Origin of the sequence: Hypericibacter sp., from assembly GCF_050729195.1 — a bacterium.
Lineage (GTDB): Bacteria > Pseudomonadota > Alphaproteobacteria > Dongiales > Dongiaceae > Hypericibacter.
Genome location: NZ_JBOHKS010000277.1, coordinates 1 through 22046, shown reverse-complemented (window position 1 = coordinate 22046; position 22046 = coordinate 1). Strand labels below are relative to the sequence as shown.

Annotated in this window: 18 protein-coding genes and 1 tRNA gene; 11 read left to right on the top strand and 8 right to left on the bottom strand. The window is 65.5% G+C overall.

Annotated elements, in window-relative coordinates:
• The first annotated feature begins 31 nt into the window (after positions 1-31).
• Genes ACREE8_RS22535 through ACREE8_RS22520 form a run of 4 tightly spaced genes read left to right on the top strand, consistent with a single transcriptional unit; the run spans position 32 to position 6452 of the window.
• The gene (locus ACREE8_RS22535) at positions 32-895 is read left to right on the top strand and encodes a fumarylacetoacetate hydrolase family protein (protein WP_431575264.1); all 864 of its coding nucleotides are present in this window, start codon (positions 32-34) and stop codon (positions 893-895) included.
• Between the two features lie 8 nt (positions 896-903).
• Entirely contained in the window at positions 904-3012 is a 2109-nt protein-coding gene (locus ACREE8_RS22530; RefSeq protein WP_431575263.1) for a hydantoinase/oxoprolinase family protein, read from the top strand.
• The gene (locus ACREE8_RS22525) at positions 3009-5174 is read left to right on the top strand and encodes a hydantoinase B/oxoprolinase family protein (RefSeq protein ID WP_431575262.1); all 2166 of its coding nucleotides are present in this window, start codon (positions 3009-3011) and stop codon (positions 5172-5174) included. The genes ACREE8_RS22530 and ACREE8_RS22525 overlap by 4 nt, the downstream gene beginning before the upstream one ends.
• Before the next feature lie 60 nt (positions 5175-5234).
• On the top strand, positions 5235-6452 hold the full coding sequence (locus ACREE8_RS22520; RefSeq protein WP_431575261.1) for an NAD(P)/FAD-dependent oxidoreductase: 1218 nt from the start codon (positions 5235-5237) through the stop codon (positions 6450-6452).
• An 18-nt stretch (positions 6453-6470) separates the two neighbouring features.
• On the opposite strand, the gene ACREE8_RS22515 is transcribed toward ACREE8_RS22520, so the two are convergent.
• Positions 6471-6857, bottom strand: coding sequence for a VOC family protein (locus ACREE8_RS22515; protein ID WP_431575260.1), 387 nt, complete (start codon positions 6855-6857; stop codon positions 6471-6473).
• A 212-nt stretch (positions 6858-7069) separates the two neighbouring features.
• Here ACREE8_RS22515 and ACREE8_RS22510 point away from each other — a divergent pair, with 212 nt between their 5' ends.
• The 5 genes from ACREE8_RS22510 (at position 7070) to ACREE8_RS22490 (ending at position 11143) form a co-directional block, all read left to right on the top strand.
• A complete protein-coding gene (locus ACREE8_RS22510; protein ID WP_431575259.1) occupies positions 7070-7966 on the top strand; it encodes an NAD(P)-dependent oxidoreductase in 897 nt (298 codons plus the stop codon).
• 301 nt (positions 7967-8267) lie between these two features.
• Entirely contained in the window at positions 8268-8804 is a 537-nt protein-coding gene (locus ACREE8_RS22505; RefSeq protein ID WP_431575258.1) for a phosphonopyruvate decarboxylase, read from the top strand.
• Positions 8801-9388: a thiamine pyrophosphate-dependent enzyme gene (locus tag ACREE8_RS22500; RefSeq protein ID WP_431575257.1), complete on the top strand. Its 588-nt coding sequence runs from the start codon at positions 8801-8803 to the stop codon at positions 9386-9388. Before ACREE8_RS22505 ends, ACREE8_RS22500 begins: the two co-directional genes overlap by 4 nt.
• 92 nt (positions 9389-9480) lie before the next feature.
• Positions 9481-10614 (top strand): aromatic ring-hydroxylating oxygenase subunit alpha, encoded by a 1134-nt coding sequence (locus ACREE8_RS22495; protein WP_431575256.1) that lies wholly within the window; start codon positions 9481-9483, stop codon positions 10612-10614.
• Between the two features lie 73 nt (positions 10615-10687).
• A complete protein-coding gene (locus tag ACREE8_RS22490) occupies positions 10688-11143 on the top strand; it encodes a macro domain-containing protein (protein WP_431575255.1) in 456 nt (151 codons plus the stop codon).
• 57 nt (positions 11144-11200) lie between these two features.
• On the opposite strand, the gene ACREE8_RS22485 is transcribed toward ACREE8_RS22490, so the two are convergent.
• The 4 genes from ACREE8_RS22485 to ACREE8_RS22470 all read right to left on the bottom strand — a co-directional run bounded on the left by ACREE8_RS22485 (position 11201) and on the right by ACREE8_RS22470 (position 19039).
• On the bottom strand, positions 11201-11773 hold the full coding sequence (locus tag ACREE8_RS22485) for a TetR/AcrR family transcriptional regulator (RefSeq protein ID WP_431575254.1): 573 nt from the start codon (positions 11771-11773) through the stop codon (positions 11201-11203).
• Between the two features lie 122 nt (positions 11774-11895).
• Positions 11896-15087 (bottom strand): efflux RND transporter permease subunit, encoded by a 3192-nt coding sequence (locus ACREE8_RS22480; RefSeq protein WP_431575253.1) that lies wholly within the window; start codon positions 15085-15087, stop codon positions 11896-11898.
• A gap of 15 nt (positions 15088-15102) precedes the next feature.
• On the bottom strand, positions 15103-16437 hold the full coding sequence (locus ACREE8_RS22475; RefSeq protein WP_431575252.1) for an efflux RND transporter periplasmic adaptor subunit: 1335 nt from the start codon (positions 16435-16437) through the stop codon (positions 15103-15105).
• 370 nt (positions 16438-16807) lie between these two features.
• The gene (locus ACREE8_RS22470; protein WP_431575251.1) at positions 16808-19039 is read right to left on the bottom strand and encodes an acyl-CoA dehydrogenase; all 2232 of its coding nucleotides are present in this window, start codon (positions 19037-19039) and stop codon (positions 16808-16810) included.
• A gap of 365 nt (positions 19040-19404) precedes the next feature.
• On the opposite strand from ACREE8_RS22470, the gene ACREE8_RS22465 reads away from it, so the two are divergent.
• Positions 19405-19617 (top strand): hypothetical protein, encoded by a 213-nt coding sequence (locus ACREE8_RS22465; protein ID WP_431575250.1) that lies wholly within the window; start codon positions 19405-19407, stop codon positions 19615-19617.
• 56 nt (positions 19618-19673) lie between these two features.
• Here ACREE8_RS22465 and ACREE8_RS22460 read toward each other — a convergent pair whose 3' ends face one another.
• Both ACREE8_RS22460 and ACREE8_RS22455 read right to left on the bottom strand, forming a co-directional pair.
• Positions 19674-19808 (bottom strand): hypothetical protein, encoded by a 135-nt coding sequence (locus ACREE8_RS22460; RefSeq protein WP_431575249.1) that lies wholly within the window; start codon positions 19806-19808, stop codon positions 19674-19676.
• Between the two features lie 27 nt (positions 19809-19835).
• The gene (locus ACREE8_RS22455; RefSeq protein ID WP_431575248.1) at positions 19836-21068 is read right to left on the bottom strand and encodes an aromatic ring-hydroxylating oxygenase subunit alpha; all 1233 of its coding nucleotides are present in this window, start codon (positions 21066-21068) and stop codon (positions 19836-19838) included.
• Between the two features lie 199 nt (positions 21069-21267).
• On the opposite strand from ACREE8_RS22455, the gene ACREE8_RS22450 reads away from it, so the two are divergent.
• Positions 21268-21888: a TetR/AcrR family transcriptional regulator gene (locus tag ACREE8_RS22450; protein ID WP_431575247.1), complete on the top strand. Its 621-nt coding sequence runs from the start codon at positions 21268-21270 to the stop codon at positions 21886-21888.
• Positions 21889-21921: 33 nt separating this feature from the next.
• Here the strand turns inward: ACREE8_RS22450 and ACREE8_RS22445 are convergent.
• Positions 21922-22011, bottom strand: a tRNA-Ser gene (locus ACREE8_RS22445).
• Positions 22012-22046 lie beyond the last annotated feature (35 nt).

The following is a 22046-nucleotide window of genomic DNA, read 5'->3' as shown; positions in this document are numbered from 1 at the left end:
CGGAGATGAGCAGACTGAAGGAAGCGGAATCGTGAAGCTGGCGAGCTATATCCATGCGGGACGTCCCTCCTGGGGCGTCGTTGTCGAAGGCGGGATCGTCGACATGGCCCGGCGCTTGGCCGACCTGCCGACCCTGCGCAGCGCGCTTGCGGCGGCTGCGCAAGACCGGATCGCCTCTGTGGCCCGGACGGCAAAGCCCGATGTCGCGCTCAACGCCGTGGCCTTGCTGCCGCCGATTCCCGATCCGGAGAAAATCATCTGCTTCGGCAATAATTATCGCGAGCATGTGCTGGAAGCGGGCCTGAAGATCCCCGAGTATCCCTCGCTTTTCGTAAGGCTGGCGAACACGCTGGTCGGGCATGGCGGCGCCATCATCGTGCCCCGCGTCTCGTCGGACCTCGATTACGAGACCGAGCTCGCCCTCGTCATCGGCCGCGCCGGCCGCCATGTGCCGGCGGCCAAGGCCTTCGACTACATCGCCGGCTATACCTGTTTCCATGACGCCTCGGTGCGCGACTTCCAGCTCAAGCACTCGCTCGATGCCGGCAAGAATTTCATCGCGACCGGCCCCTGCGGGCCCTGGATCGTGACCGCCGACGAGATTCCGGAGCCGGGCAAGCTCAATCTCCGCACCCGGCTCAACGGCGTCGAGCTGCAGAACGGCAATACCAGCGACCTCATCTTCGATATCCCCGCGATCGTCGCCTATATCTCGTCCTTCACGCCGCTGGCGCCGGGCGACATCATCGCGACCGGCACGCCGCAGGGCGTGGGCTTCACGAGGAAGCCGCCGATCTGGCTCAAGCCCGGCGATGTGGTCGAGATCGAGGTCGAGCGCATCGGCATCCTGCGCAACCCGGTGCGCGCCGAAACCGACGCCGACGGCGTGAGCTAGGGGCCGCGATGTATCTGGGCGTCGATATCGGCGGCACCTTCACCGACCTCGTCATGATGGATGAGGCTGGCACCCTCAGCACCGCCAAGGCGCTGAGCACGCCGGGCGAGCTCGAGACCGGCGTGCTGAACGCCGTTTCGCTGGCGGCGCAGAGCCGGTCGATGTCGGTCGGCGAGCTGCTGTCGAGGGTCAAGATCTTCGGCCACGGCACGACCCAGGCGACCAACGCGCTGATCGAGCGGACGGGCGCCCGCACCGGCCTCATCACCACGCGCGGCTTCATCGACACGATCGGCCTGCAGCGGCTGCTTGGGTTTTCCGCGGGTGTTCCCGTGGACCAGCTGGGCTGGTACAGCCGGCGGCGCTATCCCGACCCGATCGTGCCGATCGCGCTTCGCCGCGAGGTGCCCGAGCGCGTTGATCACGCAGGCCGCGTGCTGTTGGCGCTCGACCGCGGCGCGGCGCGGGCGGCGGTCGAGGAACTGATCGCGGCCGGCGTCGAGACCTTCGCCGTCGCCCTGCTCTGGGCCTTCCGCAATCCCGCCCACGAGCAGGCGATCGGCGAGATGATCCGGGAGCTGCACCCGAAGGCCTATGTGAGCCTCTCCTCCGAGGTCTCGCCGATCATCGGCGAGTATGAGCGGACCGCCACCACGGCGCTCAACAGCTATCTCGCCCTCAAGGTGGTGTCCTATCTCGATCGCGTTGAAATGGTGCTGCGCGACAACGGTTTCCGCGGCAAGTTCTACATCCTCAACAGCGCGGGCGGCGTGATGCCGGCCTCGGAAGCGGCCCGCAAGCCGGTGCTGCTGATCGCCAGCGGCCCGGCCGGCGGCGTGCTGGGATCGCTGCAGCTCGCGAAGGCCTTGGGCCATCGCAACGTCATTACCACCGACATGGGCGGCACCAGCTTCGACGTCTCGCTCATCGTCGATGGCAAGCCGCTGGTCTCCGCCAGCCACGAGGCCGGCGGCTATCACCTGAATACGCCGATGATCGATATCCTGGCCGTGGGTGCCGGCGGTGGCTCGATCGCGCGGGTGGAGGACGGGCTCTTGCGCGTCGGCCCCGAAAGTGCCGGCGCGCGACCCGGCCCCGTCTGCTATGGCCGCGGTGGCACGCAGGCGACCGTGACCGATGCCGACGTCGTGCTCGGCATCATCTCGCCCGACAATTTCCTGGGCGGGCGGATGAAGCTCGACCTCGAAGCGGCGCGCGAGGCGATCCGAACCCAGATCGCCGAGCCGCTCGGTCTCGGCATCGAGGAGGCGGCCGCCGGCATCGTGCGGATCGTGAACGGCCATATGGCCGACACGCTGCGCGAGGTCTCGATCGGGTGCGGCTTCGATCCGCGGGATTTCGTGATCTTCGCCTATGGCGGCGCCGGCCCCGCCCATTGCGCCGGCTATGGCGCCGAGCTGGGCGCCAGCCGCATCCTCATTCCCGCCACCAGCATGGCGCATTCGGCCTATGGGGCGCTGGCCTCCGACATCCATCATTCGAGCGAGCGCTCGCAGCTCATGCGCGGCGGCGGCAGCGGCCGCCGGCCCTGGGAAGGGATCGATGTCGAACAGGTCGCCGAGATCTTCGCCGATCTCGAGGCGCGCTGCATCGCCGGCATGGAACGCACCGGCCTCGCGCGCGAGCATGCGAGCGTGGTGCGGACCGTCGATATGCGCTATCGCCGCCAGACCCACGATCTGATCGTGAACTTCCCGGACGGTCCGGTGGATGCCGCCGCCGTGCGGAAAGCGGTCGAGCGCTTCGAGGCCGATTATGAGGGGCTTTATGGCCGCGGCTCCGGCTTCAGCGATGCCGGCGTCGAGCTCGGCACCTTTCGCATGCAGGCGACCGGCCATAACATGGCGCCGGCGCCGCAATGGGTGGGCGCGCGTCATGCGCCGGTACCGGGCTCGCGTCTGGTCTTCGAGCCCAGTGTCGGCACGAAGATCAAGGTGCCGGTCTGGCAATGGCTCGATCTGCCGGTCGGTCACCAGATCGACGGACCGGCGGTGATCGAGCATCCCGAGACGACGGTCTATGTCGGCGTCCGGCAGACGGCGCTGATCGATTCGACCGGCAATCTCTCCATCGATCTTGCGGAGGTGCAGCGATGACTGCCGCGACCGTCCTCAAAGCCGACAACACATCCCGCATCGATCCCATCACCTTCGAGGTGATCCGCCACAAGCTCCAGGCGATCACCGAGGAGCAGGCCATCACCCTGAAGCGGGTGTCGGGCTCGCCAGTGGTGACCGAGGCGACCGACTTCAACAACGGCCTCTATCTGGCCGACGGCTCGATCGTGACCATGGGCCCGCAGGTGATCTTCCACACCGGCACCATGTCGACGGTGATCCGCAACATCATCAAAGATTTCGAGCCGCGCGGCGAGATTCGCGAGGGCGACATGTTCATCCTCAACGATCCCTACAAAGGCGCGATCCACCAGCCCGATGTCTCGATCGTGGCGCCCTTCTTCTATCAGGGCCGGCATTGCGGCTGGGCCGGCTCCTGCGCCCATCAGCTAGACGTCGGCGGCATGAGCTTCGGCAGTTGGGCCTATCGCGCCACCGAGGTGCAGCAGGAAGCGATGCTGCTGACCGGCCTCAAGCTGATCGACGGCGGGAAGCTGCGCGAAGATCTGTGGCAGATGATCATGAGCATGACCCGGCTGCCGAACTATCTGGGTCTCGACCTCAAGGGCATGATCGCGGCGAACCACGTCGCCATCCAGCGCCTGACCGAGCTGTTCGATCGCTATGGCATGGAGACGGTCGACTCCGTCATGAACGCCGAGATCGACGCCTCGGAGCGGCGCATGCGCGAGCGCTTACGAAAGATTCCGGACGGTGTCTACCGCGCCCGCGACTATATCGACCATGACGGCCATACCAACGCGCTCTACCGGGTCTGCCTCGCCATCCACAAGAGGGGCGACACGCTCGAGTTCGATCTCGAGGGCACCTCGGAGCAGGCGCCGGGTTTCATCAACTGCACCTGGTCCGGCATGAAGGGCGCGCTCCTCACCGGCCTGCTGCCGATCCTGGCGCCCGACATCCGCTGGAACGAGGGCGTGCTGCGGCCCGTCACCATCCATGCGCCCGAAGGCACACTCTGCAACGCCAAATGGCCGGCGCCGGTCTCGGGCGCCACGGTCTGCGCGGTCTGGATCGTGATGAATGTCGCGGTCGCCGCCCTCTCGCGCATGGTCAGCTGCGCGCCCGACATGGTGCGCGAGGCGCAGGCCGTCACCAAGGGACAGATGTCGGTGCTGACCTTGGCTGGCCTCAATCGCAATGGCGAGGCCTATGGCACCCTGCTGCTCGATTCCATGGCCGGCGGCGGCGGCGCCTCGATCGACAAGGACGGGCTCGACGGCTCGGGCGACTATGATGTGCCGCGTCCCGCCATCGCCAATGTCGAGGCCAATGAAGCGTCGGGGCCGATCCTCTATCTGTTCCGTTCTTTCGTGCCGGACACGGCAGGCCCGGGGCGGATGCGCGGCGGCGGCTCGACCGGCCTGGCTCTGGTGGCGCATGACGTCGAGGGGCTGGACGCGATGGTGATTGGCCATGGGGTCGAAGTCCCGAACTCGACCGGCCTCTATGGCGGGCTGCCGGGCGCCTGCGCCTATCATCTCCTGAAGCGCAGCAACCAGAGCGTGGGCGCGCTCATAGACCGTTATTGGAATGCGGGCCAGGTGATGGCGGACGGCGATGTCGAGGATCTGGGCGCCAAGCCCGGCGGCTTCCGCATCGGCCAGGGCGACGTCTTCTGCTACACCTTCCAGGGCGGCGGCGGTTATGGCGATCCCCTGCTGCGCGCTCCGTCGCGCGTGGCGCAGGACATCCGCGACGGCCATGTCACGGTCGAAAGCGCCGCGGCGCTTTATGGCGTGGTGGCGTCCGGCAAATCGGCCGAAATCGACCTGGCCGCGACCGAAGCAAAACGCGACGCCATCCGGCGCGAGCGCTTTGGCGGCAGAAAGCCGAAGACAGCCGCCCCGCAGCCCCGCAACGATGCGAGCGCCGAGATGCGAATCGGCGAGGACCGCCATTTCCATTGCGCCTGCGGCGCCGATCTGGGTCCAACCTCGGAAGACTGGAAACCGAAGGCCGCGATGCGGAAAGTGCCGGCCAGCGCCTGCGGCCCTCATGTCCGGACCCATCGCGAGCTCGAGCTGCGGGAGTTCTCCTGCCCCGACTGCGCCACACTGTTGGAGCTGGAGGTCTGCCGCAAGGACGAGGACTCGCTCTGGAGCCTCAGCCTCGCCTGACGCGCAGGCCGCGCGGATCGCCGGGTTGATGACACGGCCCACGCCGATGCATAAGGGGGCGTGGACAATCTCGCCCTCAAAGATTATCGCGTCGCCGTGATCGGTGGCGGCCCTGCCGGCCTGATGGTCGCCGAGGTCATCGCCCGCGCAGGCCTGGCCGTGACCCTGTTCGAGCGGATGCCCAATGTCGGGCGCAAGCTTCTGATGGCGGGACGCGGCGGCCTGAACCTCACCCATTCCGAGCCTGTCGGTCGTTTCCGTGCGCGTTATGGCGAGGCGGCAACCTGGATGACCCCGCTTCTGGCGGCTTTCCCTCCGAAGGCCCTGATCGACTGGTGCGAGACGCTGGGACAACCGACCTTCATCGGCAGCAGTGGGCGGGTCTTTCCCAAGGCGATGAAGGCAAGCCCCTTGCTGCGCGCCTGGGTCCGTCGGTTGGAAGGGCTGGGCGTTCGCATCGTCACCCGCACGCAATGGACGGGTTGGAACGCGGCCGGTGCGCTGACCTTCGCGGACGACACCCGCTTTGCCGCGGATGCGGTCGTTCTCGCCCTGGGCGGCGCTTCCTGGCCCCGGCTGGGTGCGGATGGAAGCTGGATGGCCCTGTTGCCCGATGTCGAAATCGCACCGCTGCGGCCGGCAAACTGCGGCTTCGCGGTCGAGTGGTCAGCACCCTTTCGCGGCCGCTATGCCGGCACGCCGCTGAAGCGGATTGCCCTCGCCTTCGCCGGTCTGACCGTCGCGGGTGAGGCTATGATCACCGCGAAGGGGATCGAGGGCGGCGCCGTCTATGCGTTGGCAGCATCCCTGCGTGACGCGATCTCACGCGAGGGATCGGCCCTGCTCCATATCGACTTGCGCCCGGACGTGACGATCGCGGCGCTCACCGAACGGCTCGGATCGCGCGGCAGCGCCTCGCTTTCCACCTTCCTGCGCAAACGCGCCGGCCTGCCGCCGGTCGCGGTCGGCCTGGTGCAGGAGGCGCTCCATGCCGGTGAAACCAAACCGTTGGCGGCGCTGATCAAGGCGCTCCCCCTGCGGCTGACCGCACCCTTCGGATTGGCGCGCGCGATCTCCACGGCCGGCGGCATCGCCCGCTCGGAGCTGGACGAGCGGCTGATGCTGCGCCGCCGGCCCGGCCTCTTCGCCGCCGGCGAGATGCTGGACTGGGAAGCACCCACGGGCGGCTATCTCCTGCAGGGCTGCATGGCGACGGGTGTCGCTGCCGGGCATGGCGTGCTGCAGTGGCTGCGGGAAAAGAAGCCGCCCGTGCGATAGTCGAGCCTCTCGATCGTCCTACTTCGCCTTGGCGCAGTAGGCGCAGATCTTGTTGCCGTCCAGATCGCGGACATAGGCCGTGTAGTTGGTTCCATCGGCAGGGCGGGGGCCCGGCTTGCCTTCGTTCGTGCCGCCATTCGCAAGGGCCGCCGCGTAGAACCCGTCGACCGCTTTCTTCGACTTCGCCGCGAGCGCGATCATCGTGCCATTGCCGAACGTCGCCGTCTTCTTGTTGTAGGGCTTGGTCACATAGAACTGCGACTTCGCCGGCGCGTTCTTCGGTCCGTAGCCGACATAGCGGGTGTCCATACCCGTCTGAACGAGCCCGAGCGGCGCCAGCGCGGCATCGTAGAATTTGGCGGCGCGCTTCACGTTGTTGGTCCCAACCATGATGTAGGCAAGCATGCTGTTGTCCCCTGAAAAAGAGAGTTCCCGGCTGAACCGGTGTTGCGGGGGCAAAATGTACCGTCTTGGCTTTTCCCGCAAGGCCGCAGCGGGCCTGGACGAGGACTCCAGCAACGACGGGACCCGCGATAATCTTCCGCATCTGGGCTAGCCTGGGCGCGAACCCTCGCCGCCGCCAGGAGCGAGGATCGACGATCTGGAGGGAGCTTTCGATGGAGCGGATCGGTTTCGTAGGGCTGGGCCGCATGGGACGCCCGATGGCCGGCAATCTCGTGCGCAAGGGCTTCCCCCTCGCCGTCTACGACATCAACCCCGCCGCGGTGCGGGCACTGGTGGAGGTGGGTGCCAAGCCGGCCAACGGCGTGCCGGGCGTGGTCGAGGGCAGCGACGTGATCGTCACCATGCTGCCCAGCGGCATCGAGGTCGACGCCATCGCCGCCGGCCCGGACGGCATCTTCGCCCATGCCCGTCCCGGCCAGCTCGTCATGGATATGAGCACCATCGAGCCGCGCACCACCGACAAGCTCGCGGCCGAGGCGGCGAAGCGGGGGCTGGCCTTCGTCGATGCGCCGGTCGGCCGTCTGGCGAGCCATGCCGACCGCGGCGAATCGCTGTTCATGGTGGGCGGCACGGAAGCGGATTTCAAACGCGTGCTGCCGCTGCTCCAGGCGATGGGCACGACGATCCATCATTGCGGGCCGGTCGGCAGCGGCATCCGCACCAAGCTGGTCAATAATCTGCTGGCCGTCGCCGGTTGCCAGCTCAATGCGGAAGCCCTGGCCCTGTCGCAACGCCTCGGCCTCGACCTCGCCAAGACACTCGAGGTCATCCATGGGACCACGGCCACCAACGGGCAGCTCAAGCTCAACTGGCCCGGCAAGGTCCTGGCGGGCGACACCGCGCCCGGCTTCTCCATCGACCTGGCGCATAAGGATCTGTCGCTGATCATCGCGGCGGCGCAAGCGGAGACGATGGCGTTGCCCATGGTTTCGGCGGCGCGCGAGGCCTTCACCATGGCCCGCACCGCCGGTCATGGCGCCAACGACTTTTCTGCCATCGTCGACTGGTTCTGCTCGGTCTCCGGCGCGGCGAAGCCGCGACTACGGTAGGGTCGGGTGAAATGCTGCCTCTCTTTCTTCTCCCCCACCAGGGGGAGAAGGATGCGCAGGCTTAGTCGAAGCGAAGCGGAGACTTAGCCGGAGCCGGATGAGGGGGCTTTCTGCGGAAAGAGCGGGGCTGTCGGAACCACCCACCTCACCCTGCCCTTTCCCCCCGCTACGCGGGCGGAGAGGAAAGAAAAATCAAGCGAGGTGGCGATGCAACATGTTGCCGAGATCCCTCTGGCATCGGCCAAGGCCGCATGGCAGGACTAGGATCGGGTCCAAGGGCGGGGAGAAGGGGAACGCCGGCATGGCGGAGGCGGGCAGGACGGAGAGCTTGGGCTGGCCGGCGGCGATCCATGCCGCGCTCAAGAAACATGATGTACGACAAGTTGCCTATGTCCCCGACGGCGGCCATACCGAGCTGCTGCAGCGCGTGCATGCCGACCCGGCCATGACACCGGTGCTGCTGACCAGCGAGCAGGAGGGTGTGGGCGTCGTGACCGGCGCCTGGCTGGGCGGGCAGCGCAGCGCCCTGGTCATGCAGTCCAGCGGCGTCGGCAATTGCGTCAACATGCTGTCGCTGGTGCGGCTCTGCCAGCTGCCCTTCCTGGCGCTGGTGACGATGCGCGGCGAATGGGGCGAGTTCAATCCCTGGCAAGTGCCGATGGGCTCGACCACGGCGCAGGCCTTCCAGCTCATGGGCATCCAGGTGCAGCGCGCCGAGACGCCCGACGAGGTGGCACCCGTGATGCAGGCCGCCTGCTCCATGGCCTTCGAGGGCGGCACGCCGATGGCGGTGCTGCTGGCCCAGCGCCTGATCGGCGCCAAGGAGTTCCTGAAATGACCGTAACCCGGTTCCAGCGCCGCCCGGCGGTGGCGCGCCTCCTGGCGGGGCGGAAGGATCTCCTGGTGGTGAGCGGGCTGGGCGCGCCCAGCTATGACGTCGCCGCGGCCGGCGAGCATGAGCGCAATTTCTATCTCTGGGGCGCCATGGGCAGTGCGGCGCTGGTCGGCCTCGGCCTGGCCCTGGCCCAGCCCAAGATCCCGGTGCTGGTGGTAACGGGCGACGGCGAGATGCTGATGGGCCTGGGCGGCCTCGCCACGGTGGCGCTGCGCAATCCGGGCAATCTCTCGATCGTGGTGCTGGATAACGGCCTCTATGGCGAGACCGGCGGTCAGGAGAGCCACACCTCGGGCCCGACCGACCTGCCGGCGGTCGCACGCGGCTGCGGCATCGCCGATGCCCGGACCGTGACCGGCGAAGCCGATCTCGACGCCCTGGCGACGCGTGTGCACGCGACCGGCCATGGCACGCTCTTCGCGCGCCTGCCGATCGATCCGGCCGCGCTGCCGCGCATCCTGCCGCCGCGCGACGGGGTGTTCCTGAAGAACCGGATGAGGGGCGCGCTGGGGCTGGCGCCGCTTTGAGCTTGCCGGCCGGCCCAGGCCGGCCATGATACCGATATCGTCTTCGTGACCAGGTAGGGTGGGTGACAATTCGAATTGAGGAGGGACGCGCCATGCCGACCGCCACTGTGATCTATCCTGAGTTTGACCGGCCGCTGAGCGAGGATGCCGAGCGCAGCTGGACCCTGCCCGCGCGCTACTACTTCGACCCCGCCATCTACGGTGCGGAGCGCGAGAAGATCTTCTTCAAGAGCTGGCAATATCTGGGCCATAAGAGCCAGGTCGCGAACCCCGGCGACTTCATCACCGGCACTGTCGTCGACCAGCCCGTCTTCGTCCTGCGGGACCGCACGGGCGAGCTCAAGGCCTATTACAATGTCTGCCTGCATCGCGCGCATGAGCTGCTGAAGGGCGAAGGCAGCCTCCGCTCGGCCGCGATCACCTGCCCCTACCATGCCTGGACCTATGATTTCGGCGGGACCCTGCGGGCCGCGCCCAACACCAAGCAGGTCAAGGATTTCATCCCCGAGGACTTCAAGCTGACGCCGATCCGGGTCGAGCTCTTTGCCGGCTTCGTGTTCGTCAATCTCGATCCGGACGCCAAGCCGATGACGGAGCAGGTCGGTTGGCTCGCGGAGGATCTGCACAAGCATGTGCCGGATTTCGACGATCTCAAGCTCTATGAGGGCCGTGCCATCGGGAACGCGGTGACGAAGGCCAACTGGAAGGTCATCGTCGACAATTATGTCGAATGCTATCACTGCTCGAAGGCGCATCCGGCCTTCGCCGACATGATCGAGATGACGGAGTACAAGAACGACATCATCGGCCCGGTCTCGCGCCAGCTGGGAATCAACACGAGGCCGAAGAACAGCGCCTACGAGTTCTCGCCCGACGCGCCGGTCACCCATGCCGCCTTCTGGTTCATGTGGCCGAACGTCACCTTCAACATGATGCCGGGCGACACCCAGCTCTCGGTCGCCGTCGTGCAGCCCAGGGGACCCGAGGAATCCGTCTTCTGGTCGCACAACTACCGCCTCAGGGCCGAAACCGACCCCGCCAAGCTCGCCTATGGACGCACGGTGCTGGGGCCGGAGGACAACGACCTCTGCGAATCGGTGCAGCGCGGGCTGCATGCCCGCGTCTATAAGCAGGGCCGCATCATCGTCGACCCCGCGCGCAGCGGCATCGGCGAGCATGGCATCCATCATTTTCACCGCATGGTGAAGACGGCGCTCGATCGTTAGCGGCGGCTGAGGCGTTCAGACGCGGCGCGTTGCTTGCGAAACCACCTGACTTCGAATCCGGATTCTTGTGACAATGCGGACCATCCACGGTGATCTGCTTCAATTCGCGCTCGATGGGCGGTTCGATATCATCGTGCATGGCTGCAATTGCCAATGCCAAATGGGCAAAGGCATTGCTCTTTCGATAAAGCAGCGCTTTCCCGAGGCGTACGCCGCAGATTGCGCAACATCGAAAGGTGATCCGACCAAGCTCGGAACGATATCAGTGGCGGAAATCAGGCGGGAGAATCGGACTTTCCACATCGTCAACGGCTACACACAGTTTCACTGGCGGGGTGACGGGGTGAAGGCCGACTATGAGGCGATCCGGAACGTTATGAGGGCCGTCAAGGCCAGGTTCGCCGGCAAAAGCATAGGTTACCCAAAGATTGGTGCGGGTCTTGCGGGAGGCGATTGGGGAATCATCGCTCCCATCATTGAGCATGAGCTCGCGAGCGAAAATCACGCTTTTGTCGAATACAAAGCATGAGGCGCGATGGCATCCGGTCGCGGCGCATCGTGGGGAGGAGAAGCAACCCGCAAGACGTTACAGATCGGCGACGTGTTTTTTGGCTTGTCGGAGAATGTCGACCGACAGCTTCGGGTCCATGACGATCCGGGACAGGGTCAGCGCCCCGAGCATCAGGGAGAGCGCGGCCAGGACCCGCTTTTTCGCCGCCTCGGGCTTGGTCTTTTCCAGCCGTTCGGCGAGGCTGTCGACAAGCTTCAGAATGCCCGCCGTCGCCGCCGCGCGGGTGTGATCGTCACCCCGGGCGAGTTCGCTGCCGAGGGCCGCAAACGGGCAGCCGCCGGACGGGTCATCCCTATGCTTCGTCGAGAGGTAGTCTGCTGCGATCGCTTCCAGCGGATTGCCCTTGGCCTTGTGGGAACAGGCGGCCAGCAATGAACCCACTTCCGGATCGACGGCCGCGGCGCAGGCTTCGGCCACGAGCTGATCCTTCGAGTCGAAATGCCGGTAGAAGCCGCCATGGGTCAGGCCGGCCGCCGCCATCAGCTCGGACAGGCCCGTCTCGCTGATGCCCTTTCGGCGGAACTCGGCAGCCGCCGTCTTGACGATGCGCTGCCGGGTTCTGGCAGCTTCCTGTTTCGACTTCCTCATAAGGCACCGCTCTCTTCAATCCGCGCTTGCGCTGGGATTTCTGGCCTCCCCTTGACCGTTGGATTGTAACAGCATCGAAAAGTTCACGCTCGCAGAACCGCCGGGGTCTGAATCGGGCCGATTCAAGGATTCCCAGCGGACATCAGGGGCGTTCCCGAGTTGCTGGCGGCGTCGAGCCGGGCCCGCCGCCGGCCGCCGATCTTGCGGACGACCGTGTAGAAGACGGGCGTGAACAGCAGGCCGAACAGGGTCACGCCCAGCATCCCGAAGAACACCGCCGTGCCGAGCGACTGACGCATCTCAGCGCCGGCGCCGGTCGCGACCACGAGCGGCACGACACCGAAGATGAACGAGAAGGACGTCATCAGGATAGGGCGGAGCCGCGTGCGCGCGGCACTCACGGCGGCCTGAGCCGCGGCGGCCCCTTCCTCCTCGGCCTGACGTGCGAACTCGACGATCAGGATGGCGTTCTTGGCCGCGAGCCCCACCAGGACCACAAACCCGATCTGTGCCAGGATGTCGATCGGCATGGTGCGCGCGAGCAGGCCCGTCACCGACGCCAGAAGGCACATCGGCACGATCAGCACCACCGCCAGCGGCAGTTTCCAGCTCTCATACTGTGCAGCCAGGACGAGAAACACGAAGAGCGCGGCAGCGCCGAACACCAGCAGCGTCGGCGTACCGCGCTGCTGCTGCTGGAAGGCCAGATCGGTCCATTCGAAGCCGATGCCGGGTGGGAGAACCTCGTGGGCAAGTTCCTCCATGCGGTGCAGCGCTGTTCCCGTCGCCACGCCTGGCGCGGCAGCGCCCAGAATTTCGGCCGCCGGGAAGAGGTCGTAGCGCGGCACGCGATAGGGTGCCGTCTCGTCTCTCAAACGGGCCACCGTACCGATCGGCACCATCTCGCCCGTGGCGTTGCGGGCCTTGAGCCGCGCGATGTCCGCCGCGTTCTGTCGGAAACCGCCGTCGGCCTGCGCGATGACCTGGTAGGTCCTGCCGAGATAATTGAAGTCGTTCACATATTGCGAGCCCAGATAGACCTGCAGGGTGGAGAAGACATCGGTCGGCGTGAGCCCGACCATCTGGGCCTTCTCGCGGTCGATGTCGGTATAGACCGTGGGCGAGGCGGTGCTGAACAGTGTAAACGCGCCCCCGATCGCCGGATCCTTGTTGGCGGCAGCGACCAGGGCCTGCGCCGCATGCGCCAACGCTTGCGAGCCCAGCCCAGCCTGGTCCTGCAGCATCATCTTGAAGCCGCCGGTGCTGCCGATGCCCTGCACGGGCGGCGGCGGGATGGTCAGCACATAGGCATCCTGGATCACCGACAGGCGCTTGCGCAGATCGGCCAGCACCGTGTTGGCCGTGACGCCGTCGATCGAATGATTGTAGAGCGAGGGCAACCCTGAGAAGATCGTTCCGGCGTTGGACGCGACCGTGAAGGTGGTCGCATCGAGACCCGCGAAGGGTGCCACATGCTCGATGCCCGGCGTGCCGAGGATGATCTCGATCGCCTTTTTAACGACCGCCTCGGTTCGGTCCAGCGTGGCGCCGGGGGGAAGCTGCACCACGGTGATGAGGTAGCCCAGGTCCTGCTCGGGGATGAAGCCCGTCGGCGCGCGCGAGAACTGCACGCCGGCGAGACCGATCAATCCCACATAGACCACGAGAACCACGACCGCGCCTCGAATGAGGCGGCGCGTCAGGCTGCCATAGCCGTTGGACAGCCACTCGAAGCCGCGATTGAACCTGCCGAAGCCGGCTTGCAGAAGGCGGCGCGCCAAACCGCCCCGTGCTTCGTTGTGCGGATCGTGCGCTTTGAAGAGCACGGCGCAGAGAGCGGGGCTGAGCGTCAGCGAGACGAAGCAGGAGATCACGGTCGAGGCCGCGATCGTCACCGCGAACTGGCGAAAGAACTCGCCCGAGATGCCCGAGAGGAACGCGGAGGGGACGAACACCGCGCAGAGCGTCAGCGCGATGGAAATCAGTGCGCCGCCGACCTCGTCCATCGTCTTGTGGGCGGCCGCCCGCGGGGCCATGCCGAGGCGCAGATTGCGCTCGACATTCTCGACCACGACGATCGCATCGTCGACCACGATGCCGACGGCCAGCACCATGCCGAACAGCGACAGATTGTTGAGCGAGATTCCCAGCGCGTAGAGGACGGAAAACGTGCCGACGAGCGACACCGGGATGGCCACGACCGGGATGACCGCAGCCCGCCAGTTCTGCAGGAAGAGGAACACGACACCGACGACAAGCAGGATCGCGACAAAGATCGTGGTGATCACCTCGTCGATGGATTTGCTGACGAAGATCGTGGGGTCGTAGATGATCTTGTAGCCGAGGCCGGGCGGAAAATCCTTCCCCAATCTTTGCATCGTGGCGATGACTTCCTGCTCCACGGCCAGAGAGTTCGCCCCGGGTTGGGAGAAGATCAGGAGCGGCAAGCCTGGAACGCGATCCATGAAGCTCGTCGACCCATAGTCCGCAGCCCCGATCTCGACGCGACCGACATCCTTGAGGCGCGTCACCCGCCCCTGATCGTCGGATTTGAGGACGATGTCGCCGAACTGCTCGGGCCTGGAGAGCCGGCCAAGCGTCTGGACATTGATCTGATAGGCCTCGTGCGAGGGGACCGGCGGCTGGTTCAGTATACCCGCTGATACTTGCAGGTTCTGTGCGCGCAAGGCGTCGAGCACCTCGCCGGCATTGAGATTGCGGGCGGCGACCTTGTCCGGATCGAGCCAGATGCGCATGGCATATTCGCGCGCTCCCTGAAACTGCACGTCGCCGACGCCCGGCAACCGCGCCAGGGCGTCCTTCACATGCAGCACCGCGTAGTTCGACATATAGAGAACGTCGCGCGAACTATCCGGCGAATACATATGGACGGCGAGCAGAATGCTGGGCGTGGCTTTGCGGACCTGTACACCCTGCCGCTGGACGTCCTCGGGGAGCCGTGGCAGCGCGTCCTCGACCCGGTTCTGCGTCAGCATCTGCGCGACGTTCAGGTCGGTTCCGATGCGGAACGTCACCGTGACCGTCAGCTTGCCGTCGCCGGTCGACTGGCTGCTCATATAGAGCATGTTCTCGACGCCGTTGATCTGCTGCTCGAGCGGCGTCGCGACGGTCCGCGATACGGTCTCGGCCGAGGCACCCGGATAGGTCGTCGTCACCTGCACCGTCGGCGGCACGATCTCCGGATATTGCGCGACCGGCAGGATGAAGAGTGCACCCAGCCCGACGAGCGTCACGAAAACGCTGAGCACCGTGGCGAAGATCGGCCGATCGATGAAGAAATGCGTCAGGCGCATGGTGGCGCTCCCGTCCTACCCTTGGCCGTCGACAGCGGCGTTGTAGCTGATCGCCCCGTCCTGCGGCGTGACCTTGCCTCCCGGAATGGCGCGGACGATGCCGTCGATGATCACGCGGTCGTCAGGCGCGAGGCCGGACCGGATGACCCGCAACCCGCCGCGCAGGTCGCCGGTCTCGACGGGCTTGGGCAGGACGGTTCCGTCGGGGGACACCGTCATCACGATATGCTGCGTCTGGTCGAGCAGGACGGCGGCGTCCGGCACCATGAGAGCCGGCGCAGGAGGGGCGACCGCGAGACGAAGCCGCCCGAACTGGCCGGGCGTCAGGAAGAAATCGGGATTGGGAACCAGGGCCCGGGCGTGGATCGTGCCGCTCGAGCGATCCATGCTGTTGTCGACGAACTCGAGCGTCCCGTGCCGCGTGACCTGATTCTCGTCGCTGAGACTGATGTCGACCTGATCCGCTTGCGGACTCGAAACGGCCGCCCGCTGACGCGAGAAGGTCAGATAGTCGGATTCGCTCATGTCGAAATCGAGATGGATCGGATCGAGCGAGACGAGTGTCGCCAGCAAGGTCGTCGGGCTGCTGGCGAAGCGGCTGCCGGCGATCAGGCTGCCGACCGACGGCAGATGCTCGCCGATGCGCCCGGTGAAGGGCGCGTAGATGCGGCAATGCTCGATGTCGAACTGCACGTCTCGGATCTGCGCCTTGGCGTCGTCGATCGCGGCCTGCGCGTCGCCCTGGTCGAAGGTGCGCTGGTCGACGTTCTCGGCAGAGCCGAAATCGCTGCGTCTCAGCGTCTGGGCGCGGACAAGCTGGCTTTTCGCCAGCGCCAGGCGCGAGGTCGCCGCCTCGAGTTGCGCATTGGCCTGGGCCAGCTTGATCTCGTAGGGCTGCGAATCGATGACGAACAGAAGATCGCCCTGCTGGACGATCTGCCCATCCTTGAAGTGGATCTCGGTGAGCGTCCCTCCGACCTGCGCCCGCAGCTCGACGCGGTCGACAGCCGAGAACCGGCCGATGAAGCCGATCTGGGTGTCGATGTTGGCCAGGAGCGGCTTGCTCACCGTGACCGGTGCCGGTGCCGGGGGAGTGGCGGCCTGGGCGGTCTGACCGCCCTCGCGATGCGAGAGACCGAACCAGGCGCCGCCGGCGAGCATGATCACGACGATGCCCACCAGCCACGGCCAGACCGACCGTGAAGACTTGGCCGGCAGATGTTGGCTCTCGGCCTCAGGCCATTTGCTGATTTCGTTCATGGGACTGCCCTGTTGGCCCTCGAAGGCCCGCTCTCCCTGCTCGTCGAGGACGATCTGCCGCTCGTTCGTCGATTGAAACCCGTCATCCATCCCGCACCCTCCGAGCCCTCGGGAAGAGCCCGAGGGCTTCCGAGATGGTTGTGAAATCCGCCTTGCGTCACACGATAGCCCCTGACGCCAGCATGGGAATAAGATGTCATGTAACATCTATATTCGCAGGTAGATGATGATCGACATGCAAGCCGTCAAGGGGTCCGTAGGCTGAAGACATCCGAGGGGGTTGTCCGGTAGCCGGGAACGGCGAGATCGACAGGCGTGAACGACACCGGTCCACGTCATACGTCGAGAAAGGGGCAAGGCGGTCGTCGACGATGGAAGTGGATTATGCCGGTCAGACAGAGCTTATCGTCGCCGGACGGACGGCGCCATCAGAGGGCGTGCTCGAGACCTGTCTTTGTGGTTACCGGTGCAACATCGGCGTTACCGATGCAATATCGGCCGCGGCAAAATCGTCGACAGCCACAACGGCGGCGACGGCCTTCTCCATCTCTTCCAACTGCCGGTCCTCGGCGTCGGTGATCAGGTTCTGCTGCCGGGCGATGTGGCGGTCGCGAACATGCGCGTGTCTCAGCCTTCGGGCGATGTCGCCGGCTTGCGTCACCAGCGTGAAGGCCCGCACCAGCCGGCCGATCCCATCGTCGCCGCCCTCCAGGAACACGCCCGCGGTCAACCGGTCCCGCGTTTCGGAGGGTTCGAGAAGAAGCCGGGCGCATCGCTGTCTCAGACTGTCCGACGGCCCCCGGCGCTCCCGTCCGAGGGGCAGGACGACAAGACGCGCAAAAGCGGCGACGAAGCGGTTCGGCAGATTCGCCAGCACCTGATCGAGGCGCGTTTCGATGGTCTCGTAGCCGCTTTCCACAGCATAGGCGACGAGGCAGAGATCGCTGTCCTGGCGGCCTTCGTCCTGCCAGCGTTTGAGGATGGCCGAAAGCAGATAGAGCTCGGACAGAATATCGCCGAGGCGCGCGGACAACATCTCCTTGCGCTTGAGCGCGCCGCCCAATGTCAGCAGCGCCATGTCGGTCAGCAGCGCGAACGCGGCGGAATAGCGGCCCAGTTGCCGATAATAGCCGGTTGCGGCCCCAGCGAGGGGAGCAGGCGCGAAGCGGCCGCCCGTCCAGTTTCGAAATCCCGCACGCAGCAGGGTACACAAGCTATGTCCGACATGTTTCCAGAAGGCGCGGTCGAATCGCTCCAGCCCCTTCTCGCGATCCTTCTCGCTCAGCGCCATCATTTCTTCGAGCAGATAGGGATGACAACGGATCGCGCCCTGGCCGAAGACCATCAGGTTGCGCGTCAGGATGTTGGCGCCCTCGACCGTGATGCCGACCGGGATCGCCCGGTAGATGTTCCCCAGATAGTTCAGCGGACCGTCGATGACGCCCTTGCCGCCATGCACGTCCATCGCGTCGTTGACGACAACGCGCATGCGCTCGGTCGCCTGGGATTTCAGGATCGCGGCGATGACGGCCGGATGATGGCCCTGGTCCAGCGCCGCGCAAGTCAGGCGGCGTGCGGCGTCCAGCAGATAGGCGGTAGCCGCGATGCGGGCCAGCGGCTCCTGGATGCCTTCGAACTCGCCGATCGGAATATGAAACTGCTCGCGCAGGCGGGCATAGGCGCCCGTCGTATAGGCGGCAAAGGCGGCACCGGCGGCGGACAGCGAGGGGAGCGAGATGCCGCGGCCGGCGGCCAGCGCCGTCATCAGCATCTTCCAGCCTTGGCCGGCGCGCTCGGGCCCGCCGATGATGTTGCCGAGCGGAATGAAGACATCGTGACCCTGGTTCGGGCCGTTCTGGAAGGCTTGCAAGGACGGCAGATGCCGTCGCCCGATCTCGACGCCCGGCGTGTCCGTGGGCACGAGCGCGACCGTGATGCCGAGCTCTTCTTCCTGGCCCAGGAGATGATCGGGGTCATAAAGCTTGAAGGCGAGCCCGAGGACGGTCGCGATCGGTCCCAGCGTGATGTAGCGCTTGTGCCAGTTGAGGCGGATGCCGAGCGTGTCTTTTCCATCGACGACGCTGCGACAGACCACCCCCTGATCGATCATCGACGCGGCATCGGAACCGGCCTCGGGGCTGGTCAGCCCGAAACAGGGGATCTCGCGGCTGTCGGCCAGGCGCGGCAGCCAATGCTCGCGTTGCTCCTTGGTGCCGAACCGCAGCAGCAGCTCGCCGGGCCCGAGCGAGTTCGGCACCATGACGGTCACGGCGCAGGCGATGGAGCGCGACGAGAGCTTTCGGATCACTTCGGAATGGGCGAAGGCCGAGAAGCCGAGGCCGCCATATTCCTTGGGAATGATCATCCCGAAGAATCGATGCGCCTTGAGGAAATTCCAGATCTCGGGCGGAAGGTCGCGCAGTTCCCAATTGATGCGCCAATCGTCGAGCATCCGGCAGAGCTGGTCGGCAGGCCCCGAAAGGAACGCCGCTTCCTCCGGCGTCAGGACGGCGACGGGTGTCCCGAGCAGCTTCGACCAATCGGGATTGCCGGTGAAAAGATCCCCATCCCACCAGACATCGCCAGCCTCGAGCGCCTCGCGCTCGGTATCCGACATGGTGGGGAGCGCCTTGCGCGCCCAGGCAAAGACCGGCCGGGTGAGAACATCCCGGCGAAAGCTATGCGCGCTCATCGGCGGCTCCGCTATCGAGTCGGCGCGGACGGATCGGCACCGATCTTCATAAGCCTTCTCAATGGGGGGCGCCAGAGTCGGGTTCCCTGCTGAACCCGGCAAAGCAGGGCCCGGCGCCGCTGGAAGCGGGAACGGGGACGCTCATGCAGCGTTGTTATCTCTGCGCGAGCGCCCCCCGCCCTCACCCCAGGATGCATCAGATCGTGATCGTGAGCTTCGATTGGCCAGGACAAAGCGCGGATGGGCCAATCTTGCTCAAATTTCGACCCTCTCTGCGCCGAGTGAGCCCAATGGGGGGTGACGGGACGGCTGGAAGCGGACAGATAGTCCTGCTGCGGACGAGGGCATCAGAAAGGGAAACCGAAATGGCAAACGACCACCCCATCCATGCGCTGCGAATGAAGCTCGAGGAGGCGCGTCTCAAGGCCGTCGAAGCGCTGGCGGCGAAAAGCGGTACCGTCTCTGCCAATGGCTTGCAGGAGCTCGTGGCGATCCAGGTGGCCTTGACCGCCGTGCGCGAGGAAATCGCGGCTCATGGCGCGAGCCTCGGCTGGGGCGCCGAGAACGAGCTGGACTAGCGGCCTAACCTTGCCATTGCGGGCTGCATCAGCCGAGCGGCGACGGGCCGGCTCCGTTATGCCCTCCCGGCGAACTCCTGCTCCATGATCTCGATGATGGTCGCGGTCTTTCGTTCGACGGCGAGCAGCTGCCGGGGAAGATCGGACAACCGCGCGACGCGAACCGCTTCGCAGCCGAAGCCGTTCGCCAATATCTGGAAATCGGGCGTGACGTCGCTCTACTCGGCAGCGATCGTCTCGCTGCTGTCCGATGTCACGACTTGGTCGAGGATCCAGTTGGCGAGGATGTTCAGGTCCGTCTCGTCGCCGCAAAGGCGGGCGATCCGGGCATAGGGCGACTGGATCCCGGCGAACTGGCGCAGCGCGATATCCTTGTCTTCGCCCACGACGATGTCGTTGCGGCGGAAATAGTTCTGCGACAGCCGCTCGAAGTCGTCGCGCTTGAAATAGGATTTCGGGAACAGCGAGCTCACCGTCAGTCGCGATTTCTTCGCCGAGATCGGCTCGCTCTGGAAGACCAGCGCGCCGTCATTGCCGAGCGTCATCATCACGCCCGGCCGCAGCGTGCTGAAATAGGTCCCTCCGGTCTTGTCCTCGTCGATCTGGGGCATCGGCGGGAACCCGTCATAGCCGGGGAACGGCAGCAGCAGCTGGCTTCCCTCATGCTTTGCGAAGGTCAGATACTCCTCGCCCCTCGATTTCACATTGACATATTCCTGGGTCTGCCAGCGAGCCAGCGAGTCCTTATGCACATAGGGGATGTGGTAGGCGTCGATGTAGTTCTCGACGAAGCATTTCCAGTTGGCGTCCATCTCATAGACGACCTTCCGGCCGCAGGCCATGTCTTCGAGTTTGTGCGATGCCAGGGTGTCGACAAACGCGCCGAGATGCTGCTCGAGAGTCTGCGGACCTTCCTTGAAGCGGATGAAGATGAAGCCGCCCCAGGTGCCGCTCTCGATCTCGGCCAGCCCGAACTCTTCCTTGTTCGTGGCATCGATCAGAGGCTTCCCGTCGCGGTCGTTATAGTTCGGTGCGCCGATGTGGCGTCCATCCAGGCCGTAGGTCCAGAAATGATACGGGCAGCGAAAGGCCTTGCAGTTGCCGGAACCCGTGGCGACCATCGCGCCGCGATGGCGGCAGGTATTGGCGAACACGCGGACCCTCTCGTCCTTGCCGCGCGCCAGGAGCAGCGGAACGCCGAGATAGGTCATGGAATGGAAATCGCCGACATTCGGAACGATCTCGGCGCGCTCCAGCATGTTCCAGCTGCGCAGGAAGATCCTTTCCTTCTCCGCCTGGTGGAAGCGCTCCGACGTGTAACACCAGAGCGGCAACGCCCGCATCAGCCGCCCGTCCCGGCGCACGGCCGCGTAGTGGCGCGGAGACAGGAGGTCTTCCGGCTCGAGCACGCCAAGATTGGCGCGATCTTCGTAGCCTGCATGCGTTGCCATGATTCGCTCCGACGGCGGTATAGTATGTAAACTAATATATGATAGTGTACTAACGATATCGATCCTGTCAAGCAGAGCGCCCGCTCGCTCCTGCCGGGATTGCGGCCGCATTCCCCGTTCTGGACCCGGGTTCATTGCGCGACGGTCTCGATCTGGATATGTGACGTAGGGCCGGATGCGGAGGGAAAACGTGGCGGGGATGAGGGAGCGGAAGCGGCAGGAGCGCAATGACACGATCATCGACGCGGCGATGGCGCTCTTCCAGCGCGACGGCTACGAGCAGACGACCATGGAGGAGATCGCCGCCCGCGCCGACATCTCGCCGCCCACTCTCTATCGCTACTTCCCCCGGAAAACCGAGCTCCTGATCGCTCTGTTCTGGAAAGAGCGCGAACGCCTCGCGGGCGCGCTGGAGGAATTTCACAAGAAATCCGCCGCGTGGGATGCCGTGAGCGCGGTTGCGGGACTTCTCTATCTCAACAACAGCGGCATCCGCTCGAAGAGCGAGCGCAAGCTATGGCGAGAGGCAACCGCGGCCCTCATGCGCATGCATGACGAGGCCAATGACGAATTTCGCGCGATCAAGAAATATTTCGAGGCGCATATCGAGCGGATGCTGCAGCGTCTGCACCGCGATGGCCTGATTGCCAGGGACACGCCCCTGCCGGCGATGATCAATGTCCTCTACGCCGTCGCGGCCGAGAACTATTACAGGATGATCGCGAACGAGTTCAGGAGCGCGGAAGACGAGAAGCGGATCATGGAAGACCAGGTCCGCTTGATTCTCAAAGGCTGGTTGATCGGCAAACAGACGCCCTGAGGCCGCGAAGACGCGTCGACGTGTCAAAAATTGTGGCGGACGGGGGGAGATTCGAACTCCCGATACCCTTGCGAGTATGCCGCATTTCGAGTGCGGTGCATTCAACCACTCTGCCACCCGTCCGTGGCGCCCGGTCGGGGCGGTTCCGCCGCGAGCCG